At 70.9% G+C, this 19,945-nt stretch carries 14 protein-coding genes; 5 read left to right on the forward strand and 9 right to left on the reverse strand.

Annotated elements, in window-relative coordinates; translation table 11 throughout:
* Window positions 1-224: 224 nt before the first annotated feature.
* Together ACFZDK_RS12275 and ACFZDK_RS12280 are read right to left on the reverse strand one after the other, a co-directional pair.
* Window positions 225-1,010 carry a hypothetical protein gene (locus ACFZDK_RS12275; RefSeq protein ID WP_390971939.1) on the reverse strand — a complete coding sequence of 262 codons (786 nt, stop codon included), beginning with the start codon at window positions 1,008-1,010 and terminating at the stop codon, window positions 225-227.
* Complete coding sequence (locus tag ACFZDK_RS12280; protein ID WP_390971940.1) at window positions 1,007-1,537, reverse strand: SigE family RNA polymerase sigma factor; 531 nt, start codon at window positions 1,535-1,537, stop codon at window positions 1,007-1,009. Before ACFZDK_RS12280 ends, ACFZDK_RS12275 begins: the two co-directional genes overlap by 4 nt.
* 411 nt (window positions 1,538-1,948) lie before the next feature.
* Here ACFZDK_RS12280 and ACFZDK_RS12285 point away from each other — a divergent pair, with 411 nt between their 5' ends.
* Window positions 1,949-3,886 (forward strand): autotransporter, encoded by a 1,938-nt coding sequence (locus ACFZDK_RS12285; protein ID WP_390971941.1) that lies wholly within the window; start codon window positions 1,949-1,951, stop codon window positions 3,884-3,886.
* 190 nt (window positions 3,887-4,076) lie between these two features.
* Complete coding sequence (locus ACFZDK_RS12290; RefSeq protein ID WP_390971942.1) at window positions 4,077-5,864, forward strand: sigma-70 family RNA polymerase sigma factor; 1,788 nt, start codon at window positions 4,077-4,079, stop codon at window positions 5,862-5,864.
* A 180-nt stretch (window positions 5,865-6,044) separates the two neighbouring features.
* Here the strand turns inward: ACFZDK_RS12290 and ACFZDK_RS12295 are convergent, their stop codons facing one another.
* From ACFZDK_RS12295 to ACFZDK_RS12310, 4 genes are all read right to left on the reverse strand, one after another.
* Entirely contained in the window at window positions 6,045-8,048 is a 2,004-nt protein-coding gene (locus ACFZDK_RS12295; protein ID WP_390971943.1) for a YncE family protein, read from the reverse strand.
* Window positions 8,049-8,679: 631 nt separating this feature from the next.
* Entirely contained in the window at window positions 8,680-9,117 is a 438-nt protein-coding gene (locus tag ACFZDK_RS12300) for a hypothetical protein (RefSeq protein WP_390971944.1), read from the reverse strand.
* 68 nt (window positions 9,118-9,185) lie between these two features.
* Window positions 9,186-9,758: a SigE family RNA polymerase sigma factor gene (locus ACFZDK_RS12305; protein ID WP_390971945.1), complete on the reverse strand. Its 573-nt coding sequence runs from the start codon at window positions 9,756-9,758 to the stop codon at window positions 9,186-9,188.
* 207 nt (window positions 9,759-9,965) lie between these two features.
* Window positions 9,966-11,108: an FAD-dependent monooxygenase gene (locus ACFZDK_RS12310; protein ID WP_390971946.1), complete on the reverse strand. Its 1,143-nt coding sequence runs from the start codon at window positions 11,106-11,108 to the stop codon at window positions 9,966-9,968.
* Between the two features lie 139 nt (window positions 11,109-11,247).
* Between ACFZDK_RS12310 and ACFZDK_RS12315 the strand changes: the two genes are divergently transcribed.
* Complete coding sequence (locus ACFZDK_RS12315; protein WP_390971947.1) at window positions 11,248-11,847, forward strand: TetR family transcriptional regulator; 600 nt, start codon at window positions 11,248-11,250, stop codon at window positions 11,845-11,847.
* A gap of 105 nt (window positions 11,848-11,952) precedes the next feature.
* Here the strand turns inward: ACFZDK_RS12315 and ACFZDK_RS12320 are convergent, their stop codons facing one another.
* Complete coding sequence (locus ACFZDK_RS12320) at window positions 11,953-12,873, reverse strand: LysR substrate-binding domain-containing protein (protein ID WP_390971948.1); 921 nt, start codon at window positions 12,871-12,873, stop codon at window positions 11,953-11,955.
* Window positions 12,874-12,998: 125 nt separating this feature from the next.
* Between ACFZDK_RS12320 and ACFZDK_RS12325 the strand changes: the two genes are divergently transcribed.
* Window positions 12,999-13,802 carry an SDR family NAD(P)-dependent oxidoreductase gene (locus ACFZDK_RS12325; protein ID WP_390972507.1) on the forward strand — a complete coding sequence of 268 codons (804 nt, stop codon included), beginning with the start codon at window positions 12,999-13,001 and terminating at the stop codon, window positions 13,800-13,802.
* A gap of 178 nt (window positions 13,803-13,980) precedes the next feature.
* Here the strand turns inward: ACFZDK_RS12325 and ACFZDK_RS12330 are convergent, their stop codons facing one another.
* Window positions 13,981-15,945: a protein kinase gene (locus ACFZDK_RS12330; RefSeq protein ID WP_390971949.1), complete on the reverse strand. Its 1,965-nt coding sequence runs from the start codon at window positions 15,943-15,945 to the stop codon at window positions 13,981-13,983.
* A gap of 1,287 nt (window positions 15,946-17,232) precedes the next feature.
* Here ACFZDK_RS12330 and ACFZDK_RS12335 point away from each other — a divergent pair.
* Complete coding sequence (locus ACFZDK_RS12335; protein ID WP_390971950.1) at window positions 17,233-18,960, forward strand: SpoIIE family protein phosphatase; 1,728 nt, start codon at window positions 17,233-17,235, stop codon at window positions 18,958-18,960.
* Between the two features lie 36 nt (window positions 18,961-18,996).
* On the opposite strand, the gene ACFZDK_RS12340 is transcribed toward ACFZDK_RS12335, so the two are convergent.
* On the reverse strand, window positions 18,997-19,677 hold the full coding sequence (locus ACFZDK_RS12340; protein WP_390971951.1) for a hypothetical protein: 681 nt from the start codon (window positions 19,675-19,677) through the stop codon (window positions 18,997-18,999).
* Window positions 19,678-19,945: the final 268 nt, after the last annotated feature.

Consider the following 19,945-nt stretch of genomic DNA (forward strand, 5'->3'; position numbering starts at 1 on the left):
CCCTGTTTCCTGGCAGTCGCCGCCAATCACAGAAAGGTTGCCGCGATCGAGGGAAGAGTTTTCACGGCCGCCGTCACCTTCCCCAACGACCTGCCGGTCCGCACGGGTGCACCGGTGCACCGGTGCGCCTGGGCACCCGGGGCGACCGGGAGCGCCTCACCGAGGTCTGCTCGACCATCGAGCTGTACGGCAAGGAGGCTCGTCGCCTTGCCGCACAGCGGCGTTCACCGGGCCGGGACGAACCCTCCCCGGACCGACGCGGAGCCGCCAGAACCCCGCGCGTCGACGCGGTAGCCGTCGCCCGCGGCACTGCGCACACCGGTGCCGTTGTTGAACTGGGCGGCGAACTCATGACTCCCGGCCGGCACCGTCAGGCCCGGCTTGAGGACCCAGCGGTAGACCAGCGTGCCGCCGGCCTCCTGGGTGGTGACGGTGAAGTCATCACTCGGCAGGGTCTGCCAGGTGCCGGTGTTCTTCACCCCGCCGGTCTGCACGATCCGGATCTCGACCGTGAGCGAGGTGAGCGGCTGGGTCGTCTTGAGGACGAGGTTGCTCTGCGTCCAGTAGACGGTGCTCTGCGGATCCACCGAGCCGGCCGACCACAACGGTCCGTTCTGGCTCTCGCCGGCGGATGGTGATGGACTGGCGGTCGGCGGAGTCGGGCGCGAGCTGCCCGGGGTGGTGGCCGGGACCGGCGCGACGGGGGTGGGGCGGGCCGATGTCGGGTGCGGGGAACTGACGGTCGGGGACGGGGTGGCAGGCGTGGTCACGGTGGCCGACGGCGACGAGTGCACGACGATGGCGGCCACGGCGAGGCTGCCGGTCGCCAGAATGCCGGTGGCGGCGAGTCCGGCGAGCGCGACCCTGGTCCCGGACCTCGCGAACGGCCGCGCGCGGTGACGGACGGCGGGACCGGCCATGCCGCGTTGCACCCGGGCCAGCATCCTCGCGTGGTCGGGCCGGTGGGCCTCGGCGGCCTCGCGCAGCTGACGGGCGATCTCCTCGTTCACCGGTTCCTCCTCCCTGCTACCAGGTCCCCGGCCGCTCGTGCGCCCAGTATCCTTTCCAGCTCGGCCATTCCCTTCGAGGTCTGGCTCTTCACCGTGCCGACCGATATGCCCAGCGCCACCGCCGTGTCCTTCTCCGACAGGTCGAAGGCGTGCCGCAGCACCACGCAGGCCCGCTTGCGGAACGGCAGCCGGGCGAGCGCCGCGCGGACGTCCAGCACGGCCGCCATGTCCGGCCCCTCCACCTTCTCGGGGCTGCGGGACCAGAACAGCGCGATCCGGCGTCGCTCGCGCACCGCGCTGCGGATCCGTCCACGCGCCAGGTTGGCCACCACACCGCGGGCGTAGGCGAGCGGGTGGTCGGCCTGCCGCAACCGGTCCCAGCGCTGCCACAGGGCGACCAGGGCATCCGCCGCGAGGTCGTCCGCCGCGTCACTCTCGCCCGTCAGCAGGTGTGCCAGACGGGCGAGTTCGGCATAGTGGCGTTCGAAGAATTCGTGGAACTCCGCGGACGCGTCATCGAGGACCATCCCCAGGTCGCCCTCTCCTGGCAATGAGGTGTGCGTTGGTTGCTCATTCAAACAACGGGGGCGCAGCTTAACAGGGCCCAGCCCGGGATTCGAACGGCGGTCGTGCTCGGTTGCGGGGCGGTGAAGGCTGACCGGCGGGCTGGTCACTGCCGGACCAGTCCGCGGCTGCGCCACGGCCGCGGCGCGGTGTGTTTCGTTGCCCTCATGCCCGTCCATCCGGTAGTTCGACTCGGCTTCCGACTTCCAGTTGCCGCAGAGGACGAGAAGGTTGCCGCCCCGACGCTGTTTTCTCGGCGACCGGTGCACGGCACCGGATCGGGGAACTTCTCCGGGTTTCTGAGATCCCGGTGGCCGGCCACCGGTCTACACGTCCGTAAGGATCACCAGCACTTCAGGAAGCACCCTGACTCGATGAATCGATCTTGGCACCTTGTCCTGGCGTCGGCTCTCCTCGCGGGAGCCGTCACACCGGTGGTTGCGGTGGGCAGCGCGGTCGCCGCGGACGGCGACATCACCTCGGCCGTCCTGGCGAACCGTGATGTCGTCCTGACCGGTGACGCGGTCGTGCGCGTCCCGCAGGGAACCCACACGTACACCGGTGTGATCAGCGGTGAAGGAGCCCTTCGCGTGTCCGGCACCGGCACGCTGGTCCTCGCCAAGGACAGCACCTTCACCCTGCCGCACTCCCGGCAGCATCAGAGGGTCCAGATCCCGGGCGGCAACCACCCGTACGTCGTGGTCGGCAGTCCCGACGAGCCCGCGGTCACCGTGGACGCTGGGGCGACCCTCCAGTACGGCACCGGCGGTACGACCGGTCTGATCGGGTCCTTCCCGTACAACACGCCCGGTTACCAGCAGAACCAGGACAACATCCGGGTGGACGGCACACTGCGTCTGTCGCTGACCCGGCTGTTCAACCTGGGTGTCATCAGCGGCTCCGGCCTGGTCACCCAGCCCCGGAACATGTGGGGAACGCTCCAGATCTGCGGCACCAACCCGTTCTCGGGCATCTTCGACAACGGCACGGGCGTCAACTTCGCGAGCACCACCTGTGCCGCCGACCTGCCCAACGCCCGCTCCGTCGTCAACCGCGGCTCATGGATCATCGACACCCCGCTCTACCACACTGTCGTAGAGCGGCAGAACTTCTACAGCCACGAGTACGGCAACGACGTCAATGTGCACTCCCGCCCGGGCAGCAAGGTGATCCTCACCGGCGTCTACAGCTGGAGTGACAGCGGCGACGGGGCGGCGCCGTCGCTGAGCGACCCCGGACTGAACTGGCGGCCCGTGGCCCACAACCTGAACAAGCGCGGCACCAACATCGAGGGCGCCGACGTCCAGTGGGGCGACGGGACCACGCACCGGATCTTCATGCCCGGCACGGCGCAGACGGTCTACATCAACCTGCACGCCAGACGGCAGCGCTCCCGGCTCACCTTCGACTACAACGGACCGGTGACCCTGGGCGCGCCCATCGGCGGCGGCATGTATCACGACACCCTCGGCGCTCCCGGCGCCGGGGACGTCGTCATCGCCGGCACCAGCGGCAACGACGTGACCTTCGCAGCAGCGCAGTACTACGACGGATCCACCACCATCGACAGGAAGGCGACCCTCCGTCTCGGCTCCGGGACCACGGGCGGCGACGGGCGCCTCCACACCGGCGGAGCCCTCGACAAAGTGATCGACAACGGTTCACTCGTGATCCGCAACACCAGGACACCCGTCTCCCTCCCGGCGGTGACCGGTGCCGGATCGGTGACGCAGAACGGAGCCGCCGCCACCACCGTCACCAGCGCCGCCTACACCGGCGCCACCACCGTGGCCAAAGGCAGCCTGATCGTCTCCGGGACCTCTCTGCGGACATCCAGCGCGGTCGCTCTGACCAGTTCCTCGGCCGTCCTGGATCTCAGCAAGGCACGCGACACGACCCTGCGCAGGCTGCGGGTCGTCGCGGGCGCGAAGATCCTTCTTCCCCGGAACTCCCCTGAGATGACCGTCGGTTCGACGACCGCAACAGTCTCCGGTAAGGGTCTCGCCGTCGGCGGGATGCGCTTCTCCGTCAGCCGGGCCGGCGCCCACACCGTGCTGACCGCTCTCCCGTCCACCAAGACCGCACACCCGTCCTCCGCCGCGAGCGCACCGGCACCCTCCCCCGCCCGGACCGGCCGAGCGGCCACCCCCCTGGGCGCCTCCACCGGCACCATGGCAGATACCGGCAACAACTTGGGCTCTCTGTGGGGCGTCACAGGACTGGCGGGCGTCGTTCTCGCAGGCGTCGCCGCGGTCTTCGTCTTCGTGCGCGTCCGCTCGCGTCCGCGTACGTCCCCGCGTCACTCCCGCTGATCCCCGGCCGCCACGGATTCCACCGGCCCGCCCATGGCCGTCGGCGCTCACCCCTTACGATGACTTCGCTGCCACGGTGTGTGTGATACCGACGGCGATCTGGCCGAGCGATGTGCCCGAGGACCTCCGCAACCCGGCTCGGTCGGCGCGAGCGGGGCCTCGTACCCGCGTCAGGTCGAAGGGAGACCCGATGCCAAGGCATGCCGCGCCCGCGGCCGACGTGATAACCGCGGCTCGGGCCGGCGATCGCGGCGCCCTGGAAGAGCTCAGCTCCCGGACGCTTCCGCTGGTCTACAGCGTCGCGGCGCGTGCGCACCCGTACCGCGACGACGTCGACGACATCGTCCAGGAGACGATGATGCGCATCCTGCGCGGCGTCGGGGGACTGGAGCGCCCGGAGGCGTTCCGGTCCTGGGTGATCACCATCACCGTGAACGAGGTCCGCGACCACATCCGCAGGCGCGGCAGGAGGGAGACGACGGGAGCGGCGTTCGACGCGGCTGAGCACCGGCCCGACCCGGCCGCCGACTTCGCCGAGGAGGTCATCCTCAACCTGCGGCTGTCCGGGCAACGCGAGGAGTCCGTGCGCGCGACCCGTTGGCTCGACGAGGACGACCGGGAACTGCTGTCACTGTGGTGGCTGGAGACGGCCGGCCGGCTCGCCCGGGCCGAGCTCGCCTCCGCTCTGGACATGACCGGCCATCAAGCGGCTGTACGGGTGCAACGCATGAAGGAGCGCCTGCACACCTCCCGCGTCATCGTCCGAGCCCTCGCGGCCAGGCCCGTCTGCGGGGAACTGACCGGGCTGACCCTGGACTGGGACGGGGCCCCCAGCGGCCTGTGGCGCAAACGCCTCGGCCGCCATGTGCGGCAGTGCCCGCGGTGCGTGCGCCACGAGGAAGGCATGCTGGCCCCGGAAGGACTGCTGGCACCCCTGGCCCTCCTGCCCGTGCCGGCGGCACTGCTGGCCTGGCGCCCGTGGCTGTCCGCGGGAACGCACGCGGCGGCGACCGGCCATGCCGGCACCACGGCCACTTCAGGCAGCGCGGGTTCCGCGGCTGCGGGGACCGCGGGGACCGCAGGGACCAGCCTCACCGCGAAGGCCGTGGTGGCGGCGAGTGCGCTGCTCGCCGTGGGCGGTGGCGTGCTCGTGTACGCGGCCCCATGGCCCAGCCCGTCGGCGCGTCCGGCCACCGCCCCGACGGCTTCCGGCCGCCCGGCACCCGCGCCCTCGCCCACCGCATCCGCATCCGCATCCGCATCCGCATCACCGTCACGGCCGGCACCGGTACTGGGCTCGGCCGTCCCGCATCCCTCGCCCCGGCCGCGGTACGGGTCCGTGGTCGACACCGTGGACAGCGCGCCACCGCCGGACCGGCCGCCCGCCGCACTGCCCCACCGCCCGCAGACCACGGTGACGATGACGGGGCTGAAGAGACACCTGGACGGCTACCAGCTCGTCCACCGCGGGGACACGGTGGTACTGCGCGGGAAGGGCTACTTCACCGTCCACTGGGACGTGATGTACGGGCTGCGCCCCGGGCTGCTGACCATGCCCTCGTGGACCGGACTGCGGGGAAGGCTGTTCCACGTGGCCTCGGGCGGCGGCCACCGCATGGACGACCGTCAGCCGGGCGCGACCGCCGGCGGCACCTGGATGGGCAACCGGCAGCAAGGACTGATCGTCCTGCCGCCGGGAGCCCAGCAGATGTGGCAGAACGAGTACTACTACCTCGACGGCAGCGTCACACTCCACCTCAACGAAACCCAGGCCGACTACAACCTCGACGTCCTGCCCTCCTCCTGGCAGGAGACAGCCGACGACATCGCCAGTCCCCCGGCCCCGCACTCCGCCGACCGCGAACGGTACGGACTGGTGCGCGACACCGGCCGCGACGACGCCCCCGTACCGCAGTACACCACCCGCTCCACGCCGACCGAGGCGGGCACCGTGCCCCAGCGCTCCGTCGTGTCCTGACCATGGGCGGTTGCCCAGGCGGGGCGGTGCCCTGCTGCGACTGGCCTGTTTCGGCGTCACGAACGCGTGCCGGCACCGCTGCCCGTCGGGGCTGACGAGACGAGCCGACCTTGAACCGAGGATTCAGCGCGGCCCGCTCCAAGGAGTAGCCGGCTCGCGCCATCGTGTCCTTGAGCGGCCTCAGTTGGTGAAGGTGAAGTACTTCCAGGAGCCGTGCGTGGTCGAGTTCACGGTGTCGTTCGAGGAGTTGTCGATGTAGGACGACCGGACGCGCATCGAGTAGCCGGTCTGGTGCGTGCCACGCAGTTCCACCACTGACTTGCCCGTGGAGCCGAGCTTGAAGTAGTCGTACCCCGCCGACCGCCAGGCCCCGGCGGAGTAGATCTGGAACTCCAGCTTCTGCGCGCGGCCGGGGTAGGCCGTCATCGTGGTCGTGAGAAGCGGGTCGGTCTTCTTCCGGAAGTAGTACTTGGTGTGCCCGTTGACCTTGGCCGTCTTGTAGTAGCGGCTCAGGCTCAGCGACACCTTGACCTTCGCGCCCACCCGGCTCGTGGCCGTCTTCGGGGCGGTCCGCGCGTCGCCGGAGAAGGACGCGCTCACCGTGGTGTCGCGCTTCAGGGACAAGGTCACCGACAGGTTGCCACCGCTGTTGACCGTGCCGGTCTTGACCAGGTACTTGCCCTTGCCGTCGCCCGCGGTGTCCGCGTAGAGCGAGAGCGTCCGGTTCTTGTACGTCGTGCCGAGGTGGGCGGTGAACGTCACGTTACTGGCGTAGTCGTAGACGGCGCCGTTCTTGTTCACGGTCAGGGTCGCCGCGTTCCGGGAGACCTCGACAGTGTCGGAGGCGGAGGCAGCCGTGCGATCGGCGTCGCCGGCATAGGAGACCTTGTACGTGACCTTGCTGCCCGCGGGCGGGATGTCGGTGAAGGAGAAGGTCCCGTCCGCCTTCACCGTCGCGGCGGGGAGTGCCTTGCCGTTCGGTGACTCCAGGTCCGTCCGGATCACCGCGACAGTGGCACCCGTGGGCAGCCCGAGCGTGTTCGTGACCTGGCCGGAGACGGTCAGCGACTTGGCTCGGGCGGCGGTCTCCGGGGCGTTCACCGTGACGGTGGTGACGGCCTTGGCGGGGTCGGTGACGACGCGCAGGCGGTACTTGTTGGAGAGACCGTGTGTGACCGCGAAGAGCCGGCTGCTGTCGGGTGCGAAGGCGAGGTCGCCGTGGTCGAGCAGGGCCTCTTGGGCGACTCCACCCTGTTCGTCGGTGAAGTCGGCGGTCCGCCTCGGGGTCGTGCCGCCCGGCTTGTAGATGGATACCTGGGGGGTGAAGTTGGCGTAGGTGTCCGTGCCCACCGCGACGAGACCGTCCGGCGCGACATCCACCGACCGTTGTGCCGAGTAGCCGCTCGGATACCTGATGGTCTGCGACAGGTCCGAGGTCCGGAAGACCGGCTGGAAGTCGCCTGCCGAGGTGGCCACCACGAGTTCCGTGCCGTCCGGGGTGAGCGCCAGGTCCTCCGCGGTGTTGCCGATGGCGGCGTCCTGCCCGCCGAGGAACGCGGTCCGGTCGGCCGTGCCGGACGACACGTCGTAGATGCCGAGGGTGAAGTAGTACTGGCGCGAGCCGGCCGCCAGGGTGTCGGGAGCGCCGGGTGCCGAGTCCAGCAGGGGGGCGTCCTTCCACGTCCCCTCGGCCTCCTGGGCGAGGGAAACCTGCGGCTGCCCGCCGGACAGGTCGAGAGAGCCGATGTTGCCGTGGCCGACGCTGCCATAGCCGAACCAGAGCTTGCCGCCGGCGAGCGCCAGGTGCTGCGGATCTGTGCCGTCACCCGTCGCGTACCGCCCGGCCTCGGTGAGCGTCGCCGTGTCGATGGCCACGATCTCATCGGCTCCCGGCACGGCGACGTAGACCGTTGCCGAGTCGGCGGAGAGCTCCAGGCCGTCGGCCTGCGGCAGCGAGGTGATCGTCCCGATGACGGTGCCGTCGTAGTCGGTGGCGACGACCTTGCCTCCCGACGGGTCACTGATGAAGACCCGCTGGTGGACGCCGTCCACGATGATGTCGCCGCTGGACGTGATGGGCAGCGCGGCACTGCTGTCGGCGACAGCAGAGCCCGCCGCCGACCCGATCAGGGCGACAGAACCGAGAGTGACCGCGAGCGCTGTTACGGCCGAAATGCTGCGCACACGCACAGTGATGCAACCCCCACTAGGAAGACAGGATGCCCACAAGACCCCTGGGGCCCCTTCAGGGTTGTACGGCACACCTGCGCAAGTTTCCGCAGGTCCCACTGGATGCCGCCCAGAAGCCGGGCATTTTTTATGGCTGGCGCGCACTCGGGTCGCTGCGATCGAGATCGAGCGAGTCGTGGATCGCGGCCGGCCGTGCGTGTCCGAAGCACTCGTAATGCGGCCCACGATGTCCAGGGACGGCACTCAACGGCTGCCGAATTGCAGCAGCGCCCAGCAGTATGGCAGGAGAGAGTGCCTCGGGCCCCGGCCGCTGTACAGCAGGGCCGTACAGCAACCACCTCGTCACCCGCTCCATGGAGAAGGCTCAGGTCAGTGACCCGGGCCTTTTTGCTGTCCATGGGGATCAGTTGTTGCGTGCCGGATTCGTGCCAGAAGGCCTGTCGGGCGCCCTATGCGCGGCAGCGGCCCGTGCCTTACGGACCGTGGCGGCCACCGAAGTGACGCGGACCAGGAACCCGCGCGGGGCATCTGTTCGCCGCGTACGAGCTGGGCAAGGACCTGCCAAGCGGTGGGAGATCTCCGGAGATCTCCCACGATCAGAGCGAGAACGGACGGGTGTCTTGGATCAGCCTGCGCAGAGGGTCAGGTTGATGGTGGCGCCGATGGACACGGTCTTCGGGCTGTGCGGGTCGACCGAGTGGACCGAGCCCGGCTTGCCGTTCTTGCCGCAGTCCACCTTGCTGACCGTGCCGAGCTTGAGCTGGCCCTTCAGCAGCAGTTGCTTGGCGAAGTCCAGGTCGAGGCCCGCGAACTCCAGCGGGAACTTGCTGCCCTTCAACAGCACGTTGGTGGCGTCGTTGCCGGTGCTGGTGGTGGTCGCGGCGGCGGGCTTCGCGGCGTGGGAGCCGTTGGCGGCGGCGGTGGCCAGGGCGGTGCCGCCACCAGCGACGATCAGGGCGGCGGCGAGACCCGCTATGGCCGTGACGCGCTTGCGACGGGTCTTGCGCACGATGCCGACGGTGTCGACGGACGGCGCGTCGGCGGAGTTAGCGAATTCGTTCATGGCGTTCACCAGTTCCTCTTCGAAGGATGTGTAACCGGTACGGCCGGAAGGCCGTGCATCGTGTGAAGTCATCGGTTTCCTTCCGTGGGCCGCTGCGGTGAAGGGCCGGAGAGCGCGGGGAACTGGCTTCTCAGCTTCTCGATCCCACGAGCGAGCTGGGACCGTACGGTACTCGCCGAGATCTTCAGATCGGCCGCGATCTCCGCATCCGACAGATCGTGGAAGTACCGCAGGACCACGACCGTGCGCATACGCATCGGCAACTGCTGAAGAGCGCGAACGAGCTGGTCCCTGCTGTCTATCTGCCCGTACTCGTCCCCCGGAGCAGCGCGGTCGCCGCCGCTGTCGGGGTGCGGGGTCGTGCGGCGGAATCTTCGCCAGCGGTCGTTCGCCAGATTCACCATGATCCGCCGCACATAGGCGTCGGGGGCGTCCTTGGCGGCGATCGTGCGCCACTTGCGGCAGGTCCGTTCCAGGGTTTCCTGGAGCAGGTCTTCCGCGGCTTCGCGGTTTCCCGTCAAGACGAGGGCGCCACGGAACAGGGCGGCGGACCGGGCGGCGACGAAAGCGGGAAAGTCCATGTCCAGCGACTCGGTCCCGCCGCGCTCGGCGCCCAGCTTCCATTCGGTTGCCAGATCCACACGCTCCTCCCTTCCTGTCACCCCTCCTCAACGGGGAAGCCTCTTCATCTGCTGCACGGAGAAAATGAGAGCTGGGTCACAGCGAGCGGGGCGGGTTGCAAGCGCCGCAGCGCGCCCCCTGCCAACCCGGGCACCAACAAGCACCCTGACCAACGCCGCAGACCGTGACCGTCACGAAATGCCGACCGGACCCGGTTTCAGTGAGCCTCATCGGCGGGCGGTCAGGTGGGCGAGGGTCTGCTCGGCGCTGTCGGGGGCGAAGGCGCCGTCGATGCCTTCGGCGGCGCCCTCGGCCGCTTCGACGGAGCGGGGGATGAGGATCTTCTCGTAGGCGGTGACGGCGTCATCGATGGTGGCGTGTTCGGTGAGGGCCTGGGCGAGGTCGGCGCCGTCGCGCATGGCGAGGTTGGCGCCCATGCCGGAGAAGGGGGACATCAGGTGGGCGGCGTCGCCCAGCAGGGTGACGCCGGGGCTGGGTTCCCAGGTGTGGGGGACGGGCAGGGCGAACAGGGGGCGGTTGGTGTAGCCGGTGTCGGTGTCGGTGATGAAGCCGCGCAGGGCGGGGCTCCAGCCGGCGAACCGGTGCAGGAGGCCGTCGCGCACGGCGGCGGGGTCGGTGAGGTCGACGCCGGCCTGCCGGTGCCAGTCCTGGGGGGTGCGCATGCCGACGTAGACGCGGATGTGGCCGCCGCTGTTGCGCTGGGCTATGAAGCCGAGGTTGTCGTCGAGGGCCATCATGGTGCCGTTGCCGGTCAGCGCGGCCAGTGCCGGGTGGCGGCTGTCGACGTCGTTCAGGCCGGTCTCGACGAAGGTGACGCCGGTGTAGAGCGGGACCGCGTCCGTCAGCATGCGCCGTACGCGGGACCAGGCGCCGTCGGCACCGACGACGAGGTCGGTCTCGGTGCTGTGGCCGTGGGCGAAGTGCAGACGGTGGCGGCCGTCGCCGAGCGGTTCGGCGCGCTCCAGTTTGTGGCCCCAGCGGACGGTGCCGGGGGTGAGGGAGCCGAGCAGGAGGTCGCGGAGCTGACCGCGGTCGATCTCGGGATTGCCCTGGCCGTCCTGGGGCGGGGCGGCGTCGAACAGGACGCGGCCGTCGCGGGTGACCAGGCGCATCCGCTCGCCCTCGGGGCGGGCCAGGGCGGTGAAGCCGGGCCACAGGCCGCCGGCGCGCAGGGCGTGCTGTCCGGTGTCGGGGTGCATGTCGAGGGTGCCGCCCTGGTCGCGGGCGGTCGCGGAGGCGTCCGAGTCGTGGACCGCGACGTCGATGCCGTGGTGCTGGAGGATGCGGGCGCAGGTCAGGCCGCCGGGTCCGGCGCCGATGACGGCGATGCGGGTCGTGGAGCGGTTCATGGTCGTTCTCCAACTCGGAGTGTGCGGGCAGGAGTCGGCACGGGCGGGTCCCGGTCCGACTGCTCCACAAAAGCACGACCACCAAATAAGTGCAACGGTACAACTTTTTTAGCGAGACACCTTTATGTACGATGGGAGCATGACGACACCGGTAGGACGGCGCGAGCGCAAGAAGGCCGCCACACGCCAGGCGCTCGCCGACGCCGCCCTGAATCTCTTCATCGAACGCGGCTACGACGCGGTGACCCTGCACGAGATCGCCGAGGCCGCCGACGTGTCCACCACCACGCTGCTCAAGCACTTCCCCGGCAAGGAGGCGCTCGTCTTCGACGAGGAGGCCGACCAGGAAGCCGGCCTCGTCGCCGCCGTCGGCGAACGCGCGCCCGGCACGACCGTCCCCCAGGCCCTGTGTGCGCACGTCAAGCGCGTCCGTATCAGGGCCGGCTCCGACGCCCGTTACGCCGACTTCCTCAACCTGGTGAAGACCACCCCGGCCCTCAGCGACTACGCCCACCGCATGTGGATGCGCCACCAGGACGCCCTCGCCCGCGCCATCGCCCAAGACCTCGGCGTCGCACCCGACGATCTGCGCAGCGCCGCCCTGGCCCGCTTCGCTCTGGAGACCTCCGCACTCGCCCAGCGCGCCGACGACCCCGAACGAGCCGTCGACGCGGCGTTCGACCTCCTCGAAAACGGATGGAGCGCCCCGGCCCCGCAATCCGGCGACGGCCGCGACTGACCTGGGGCCCAACTGCCAGACGGTGCGGACGAGCGGTCGAGGCCGCTATAAGAGGGCGCTTACCGCCCTGGACAGGCACCTGCTGCACAAGACCGCTCACTCCTCTCAGGAGTGAGCGTCATGGCGCGCACGAAGCTGTGCGGCCTCGTGGCGCAGTGCCCCCACGGTGGCCGTCACCTCGGGGGACCGGTCGCGGACCGTGACGGCGACGACGGCCCGGCCGAGCCAGGCGGGGTCGTCGACCTGGACGGTGCGGACTGCGGTGGGGACCGCGGCCGCGGCCACTTCGGGGAGTACGGCGATGCCGAGACCGGCGGCGACAAGGCCGAGTCGAGTGGGCCATTCGCGGGCGGCGTAGGCGATCCGCGGGTGGTCGAGGGTCGGCCAGGCGCCGAACTGGGGATCGTCCCGCAGGCCCTTGCCGACGATCCAGGGTTCGTCCCTCAGCTCGGTCACCGGGATGGTTCCGCGCCCGGCGAACCGGTGGTCGGCGGGGACGGCGAGGAGAAGGCCGCCGTCGAGGAGCAGGTCGCGGCGCAGGCCCTCGACATCGTAGGCGGGCAGGTCCGGTCCCATGCCGATCACCGCGATGTCGATGCGGTGGGCGCGGAGTTGGCGAAGCTGCGTGGGCGAGGACGCCTCGCCGAACTCGACGATCAGCCCCGGGTGGTCGTTGCCGAGGCGGGCCAGTGTCCTGGGGACGAGCACGGCGGCGGCCGAGGGGAACGCCGCGAGGGAGACTCGTCCGGTGACGTGGTCCTGCAGCCCGGCGAGGTCCGTGCCGACGGCGTCGATCTCGTTGAGGGCCGTCGCGGCTCGGCGGGCGAGGATCATGCCCGCGGGAGACGGAGCCACCCCGCGGGCGCCCCGGACGAACAGCGCCGCGCCCGCGGCGGCTTCCATCGCCGCCACCTGACGGGACACCGCTGACTGCGTGTATCCGAGTGCGTCGGCCGCGGCGGTGAACGATCCGGTGTCGACCACTGCCTGGATGACACGGAGACCGGTGAGGGTGAAGTCGGCCATGCCGTCACCCTGACACATTCCGACATCGCATGTCTTCTATGGCAGACCTTCGCTGGTGGAATACCTGTATCGGCAACACGATGGAGTGGCAACAGCAGGCAAGCCACACGCAGGGAGTACCGGTCATGGCGAAGACGTGGTTCATCACGGGCAGTTCGAGGGGGTTCGGCCGCGAGTGGACGGAAGCGGCGCTCGAACGCGGCGATCACGTCGCGGCGACGGCTCGGGACGTCAGCCGGCTGACCCCTCTGGTCGAGCGGTACGGGGATGCGGTACTGCCGGTCCGGCTCGACGTCACCGACCGCGCCGCGGTGCATGAGGCAGTGCGGCTCGCCCACTCGCGTTTCGGTTCGCTGGACATCGCGGTCAACAACGCCGGCTACGGGCATTTCGGCATGGTCGAGGAGGTGCACGAGGAGGACCTCCGGGCTCAGCTGGAGACCAACTTCTTCGGCGCGGTGTGGGTCACACAGGCTGTGCTGCCCCTTATGCGGTCGCAACGCTCGGGAAGGATTCTGCAGGTGACCAGCGAGGGAGGCGTACGCGCATTTCCCGGCATCGGCGCCTACCACGCCTCCAAATGGGCTCTTGAGGGGCTGTCGGAGTCCCTGGCGCAGGAAGTGGCGGCCTTCGGCATCCACATCACCAACGTCGAGCCCGGCCCCTATGCCACCGACTGGCTGGCCCGCGGGGCACGGCACAGTGAGCCATTCCAGGACTACACCGAAGTCCGCGCGGCCACCGCACCGGATTTCGAGGTGGGCGACCCGCGCGCGACCCGCGAAGCGATTCTTCGGATCGTCGATGCGGAGCGGCCCCCACTGAGGGTCTTCCTCGGCAAGTCCTTCACCGACGTCGCCGCTCTCTACGAGGAGCGCTTGAGCACCTGGCGCCAGTGGCAGCCGGTCTCCCTGGCCGCGTTCGGTTGAGCGGCAACGCCGGGTGCCGGTGGTGGGCGGTCATGCGGGCGAGGGCCTGCTCGGCGCCGCCGGGGGCGAAGGCGCAGTCGACGGCCGGCTGCCGGGCCCCGAAGGCACACGTGGTGAACCGCGGGGCAGGGTGGTCAGCACTGTGGGGAGACGTCGTGTCCACCCCTCGGCAGAGCCGTCAGGACCAGTGCCACACCTGGTTGACGCTGCCCGCGCATGCCCAGCCCTGTACCGGCTGACCGTCCTGTCCGGAGGTGGGGGCGTCGGCGTCCAGACAGAAGCCGTCCGGGACGCTGACCAGCGTTCCGCCGCCGCCCAGCTGCCACGTCTGGGCGCTCAGCCCGTCGCAGCTCGTGGCCTGTATCTCCTGGCCGTTCCGGCCGGTCGTGCCGGCGTCGGCGTCCAGGCAGAGATGGCTGCCCCGATTGACGACGCGGTACTGGGAGCCCTGGCCGGCCACGCGGTACAGGGCCCACTTCTGGGCGTCCGTGCCGTTGCACCCCCACACCTGGACGTCCGAGCCGCGGTTGTCGAGACACCGGGCGACCGAGGCGGCGTTGACGCTCTCGGTCACGGTGACCGAGCCGGCCCGGACGGTTCCGCGGGGCAGGGCGTACAGGAGCTTTTTGGTCTGCGCGTCGACCTTGCCGTCGACGGTGAGGCCGGCCTCGGTCTGGAAGGCCCTGACCGAGGCGACGGTCGCGGCGTCGAAGTCCCCGCTGACCGGAACGTAGAGGCCATGGTCGTCGAGGAGGAGTTGCAGGGCCTTGACGCAGGCGCCGGTCGCTCCCGACGCGAGCTCGGCGCGGCACGCGGCGGTGCGGAGGTCCGGTGTCCCGGAACTCTGCGTGGTGGGGGCCTTCGTTGCCGCCGCACTCGGCGACTGTTTCGCCGCCTGGTCCGCCTGCGACGGGGAGGATGTCGGCGCCTTCGGTGAGCTGCCGGGCGTGGAGGCGCGGTTGACGGCCCCGGTCGCCGACGTATCCGGCCGGGGAGCGGCCGTCGTGGAGGAGTGGCTCTGTGGCAGCAGTGCCACGGTGACGGCCGCGGCGACCGCGACACCCACCGTGGCGGCTGCGCCCACGACCAGCTTCCTGCGGCGCCCGGGAGCTGGGGTGGCAGGGGAGTCGGAGGCGGCGGAGCCGACGGGAGGGTCCGAGGGTGGCGCGGGGGCGGCGGCGGGTCGTCCGTCGAAGAGGGGGGCCTTTTCCGGCGCGGCACGTGACGGCCGCTCGGTCGGCGCGGGGAACTGGTGCCCGATGGCGGTCCGGAACACCGTGTCCGGTGAAGGGCGCGATTCGGGTTCCTTGTCCAGGCAGATGCGGATGAACGCGGCCAGTTCCGTGTCGACGGCCCTGACCTTGTCGAGGACCTCTTCCTTCGGCGGTTCGAAGGCGACCCGGTGCAGGACGTCGACACCGGTGCCCTCGCCGAACGGCGCCTGCCCCGTGACGGCGTAGGCGAGGGCGGAGGCCAGCGCGAAGATGTCGGAAGCCGCGGTCACCTCCTTGCCCCTGACCTGCTCCGGGGACATGAAGGCGGGCGTTCCCACGTTCTGGCCGGTGACGGTGATCGAGGTGCCGTCGGTGGCCTGGACGACACCGAAGTCGATGACGCGGGCGCCGTCGGACGCCAGGATCACATTGGACGGCTTGAGGTCGCGGTGGACGATCCCCGCGCGCCAGATGGCCTCGACCGCACGCCCCATGTCGGCCAGCAGCCGCCAGGCGGCCGGCGCGTCGATCGGCCCCCGCGCGTCGACGACTTCGGCGAGGGTGGGCCCGGGGACGTACTCGGTGGCCACCCACGCCAGGTCCTCGTCGCAGCCGCTGGCCAGCAGCCGCACGACGTGCGCCCCCTGGACGCGGTCCAGTGCGCCGACCTCCCGCTCGAAACGCTTCCGGAACTGGGGGTCCTCCACGTATTCGGGCCGGATCACCTTGACCGCCGCAAGGCCCGACCCGCCGGTGGTGTCCCGGCCCAGATAGACCCGGCCCATCCCCCCGCTGCCGAGCACCGACATCAGGGCATACGGGCCGACCCGGGTGGGGTCGGTCTTCTTGAGTGGGACCGGAGGCGGGGGCTCCATGCCGGCCGCCGCGTAGGCGAGCGCGCTGGACCGGCTGTGGTGAGGGACAGACATGGGAATCCCGGTCTCTCGCGTGACATGTGCGATGTGCGCGACTGACGTCGGTCAGCGTGGAGACTATCGCAACATTCTTTCGATAAAGGCGAGTTGGCGTTCGAGTCAACCGCGTGCCGCGTCGCCCGGCAGCGCCTTGGCGAGGCGGACGACGCATCGGCTCCCGCCCGGTGAGACCGATGTCCCACTGGGCGAGCAACGTCCAGTCCCCGGGAGCGGGCAGTTCCACGGCGTCGGCTCACTCGTGCGCCGTGGAAGGCGTACTCGCCGATGTGCAGCGGGCCGTCCACGACGATGCCACCGCACGTGCCCGCCCATGCCTCGGTCAGTTCCCGGGCTCGGGGATGACCGGGGAGCGAAACGTCCTCCCGGCCGGGCTCCCAGGACGAGACCAGGAAGTGGTGCGGCAGGGAGACGTCGGCCGACAGACGCAGATCACCCTGGGGGAACTGCTCGTAGACGCGGAGCATGTCGGCATCGGCGGATTGGTCCCCCTCCTCGCCGTAGACGCAGGGGTACTTCGTCGTCCGCTCCTCGACGGGCCTCCCGGCAGGGACGTACACCACCGTGACCGTCGATCGGCAGGGGAAGGCCCGTCACCTCCTCGGGCAGGGCTGCGCAGTCGAGGGTGGCGAGCAGGGGGTACCAGGGGTCGGGGACATCGGCGGGCAGCATCAACGGACCGCCGAACCGTCCGACGGCCGGCCCCTCCCCACGCGTGACGAGTGCGTCCCCTGCAGCAGCCGGGACTTCGCGTTGGTCGAAGGGGAGTGGACGCGGCGGTGTCGTGGTCGGCGGCGGCGAGATGGTCACTGTGGCGGCGAGGTCCAGGTCGAGCACACCGACAGGGGGGTCTGCCCTGCCCAAGCGCAGCCGAGACGTTGGGGAAGGGCTTGGATCGACTGAGTGGCGCAGACCCGCGTCGTAGGCCAAGGTCGGAGCCATGGGCCTTGGTGTCGGGTCCGGTGGTCGGCCACCGAGGGCCATCTGGCCTTCCGCCATGGGAAGCTGTGGCGGACACGCCTATGGCGCAGCGCGGACCGCGACGGCCGGTGCGATCCGTACCGGCAGTGACAGGCCCGGCCGGAGTGGTCGTACCGCGTTGCCTCGGAGGCGCTGTCGTGTCGGCCGTGCGGCCGGGTACTCGGCGAGGGACCATCGGGGCACCGACGTCTCTGCGGCCCGGTGGCCTGGGGCCCCGGGCCGCGGTGCGGTTCGTGCGGCAAGGACGGCGGCGCGGTCGAGGGCTTGAGGTCCGGCGGAGAGCACGAGAGGCGGCTGTCGGCGGTGGCGCCAGGTCTGTGGCAGCAGGTGGTGGAGCAGCTGGGCACGGCCGTTGCCGTGATCGACCCGGCTGGGCGGATCGTCGCGGTCAACCCGGCCGCCGAGCGGCTGCTGGGCCGCCCGGCAGCGGTGGTGTACGGGCAGGACCTGCATGACCTGTGCCATCGGGACCCGGGAGGCGCCCTCGTCCCGCGAGAGCACTGCCCGCTGCTGCGGGCACTGGCCGAGGGGCGTTCGGCACGCGGGGACGACGACAGGTGCCTGCGGGGTGACGGGCGGCTGATCCCGATCTCCTGGTCGGCCACGCCTCTGACGGACGACGACGTCTCCGGCGTCTCCCCCGGCATGGTCGTGCTGATCGTCGAGACCGCGGCGGACCACCGTGCTCGTGCGGAACTCGCGGAGCGGGCGGAACGTCTGGAGCGGTCGGAGCGGGGGGAACAGGCGGAACGAGCCGCTCGTACGAGCGCTCTGGAGAACCTCGCCGAGCGGTTGACGCTCGTCGCGGAGATCACCGACGTGCTCGGTCAGACCCTGGAAGTCGACGAGGCTCTCGCCCGGTTGAGCCGGCTCCTGGTTCCCCGCCTCGCCGACTGGGCCGCGGTGGACCTGCGGGTCGGATCCCGTCAGGTCCACCGAGTGGCGGTGACCGGCCCCGAGGGCCGTGATGCCCGGCAGGAGGACTGGCGAGGTCATCTGCCCCCGGCCGGGGAGGCGTGCCCACCCCTGGTCCAGGTGCTGAACGGAGGCGGTCCCGTCCTGCAGGACCGGGCGGACCCGGACGCACCGTCCGACTCCCCGCTGGCCGCCGTCCACGGCGCCTTCCTCAGAGCAACCGGCGCGGCCTCCGTCATCACGGTGCCGCTGGGGAGCGGACTGCAGGTCACCGGTGCCCTGACCCTGGTGCGCGTCGACGCGGCACGGCCCTTCGACACCGGCGATCTGGAGGTGGTGAGCGACATCGGCCGCCGGGTCGGCCTGGTCATCGACAACGCCCGCCGGTTCGGCCAGCAGCGCGCGGTCGCCGAGGCCATGCAACGCAACCTCCTCCCCCCGTTGCCCGAGCACGGTCGGATCCAGCTGGCGGCCCGGTACCAGCCCGCTCCGGCCGGCTCGCAGGTCGGCGGCGACTGGTACGACGCGTTCACGCTGAGGGACGCCACGCTCGCCCTGGTCATCGGCGACGTGGTCGGCCACGATCTGACCGCCGCGGCCGGCATGGCGCAGTTGCACGGCATCCTGCGCTCCCTCGCCTGGGACCATACCGGGCCGACCGGTGCGGTCGTGGACCGCCTCGATGACGCCATGCACGCCATCACGACCGTGCCGATGGCCACCCTCGTCCTCGCCCGGGTGGAGGGCCCGGACACCGGCCCCTGGACACTGCGTTGGACCAGTGCCGGGCACCCGCCGCCCCTGCTGCTGACCCCCGACGGGAACGCGCAGTACCTCGAAGCCGGGCAGGGACTGATCCTCGGGACCGACCTGGGCGGCAGCAGCCGTCGGCCGAGCGCCGCCCACGCCCTGCCGCCGGGGTCCACACTCCTGCTCTACACCGACGGCCTGATCGAGTCCCCCGGCAGCGACTTGGACACCGGGCTCGGCCGACTGCGCCGCCACGCCCTCACGCTCGCCCACGAGCCGCTGGACACGCTGTGTGATCAACTGGCGGCCCGGATGCCGCCCGGCAGCACCGACGACATCGCCCTTCTCGCCCTGCGCCTGCCCTGACCGGGGCCCAGGCGTGATCCACGACGGGGTGGCTGCTCAAGTCCCCGGAGCCAGTACCAGAACGCGGAAGGGGCCGGGCGGTACGGCCGGGAGGGTGTCGTCTCCTGCGTTCCGCCAGCCCCAGGACCGCATGGTTTCGACCGTCCTGGCATCCCGGGCGTCCACCAGCGCGACGCCGAGCGCGGCACCGTGGTCGGCGAGCAGTCGCCGCTGCAGGCGCCGGGCGAGGTTCCAGACCTGGTCCCTGTACTCCCGGCGCACGCGAGGCGGCACCACGATTCCGGAGACGACGAAGAGCCCACCGGAGGCGGCGCGGCGAAGCAGGCTCCCTCTGAGGGGTCCGCCGAACCCGGCCCACCACGGACCTGCGTCGGCCGCGGGGAACCCGTAGGCGTATCCGGCCAGGGCCGTGGTCTCCGCGATCAGCAGCGAGAACCCCGGTCGTCGTGCGTCGGCCGCGAGACGCCGTAGGAAAGTCGCCCGCGCCTGGTTCCACGCCCACGCGTCGCCACCGGAGGTCTCCGCGTACAGGTCACCCAGCTCCTGCAGACGGTCCGCGACCTGACCACGGGTCAGCGGGCGGACGCGTTCCGCCACCTCGGGCGAGGAGCGGCGCTCCGCCTTCGCCGAGTCCGGCCGGAGCGTGCGCGGCCTTCCCCGTGCGGGTTGGAGGGCGGGAAGGGCCAAGGTCGTCGGGAGGAACGCGTGCGCGGGCATGAGCAACCCTGCCCCGGGTCCGGGCGAAGGCCGACCCGGCGTCGTCGATCCCCGAGAACGGCACCGGTGTCGGAGGCGGTGCACGGCATGCTCTCGGTGTCTCCACCGTACTCCCGGCCGGGGCCGCCCCGGCGGCCCGGCGGTCACCGGGGCGGCCAACCCGTGAAGGGGTGGACCGCTGTGCGGCCGTGGCACGCGCGGGCGGTCTTCCCCGGCATACCCTTCAGAAAGGGGGGGCGTCCGGAAACTCGGATGGGCCCGCGCGGAA

This window comes from Streptomyces sp. NPDC007901 (assembly GCF_042959465.1).
Classification (GTDB): domain Bacteria; phylum Actinomycetota; class Actinomycetes; order Streptomycetales; family Streptomycetaceae; genus Streptomyces.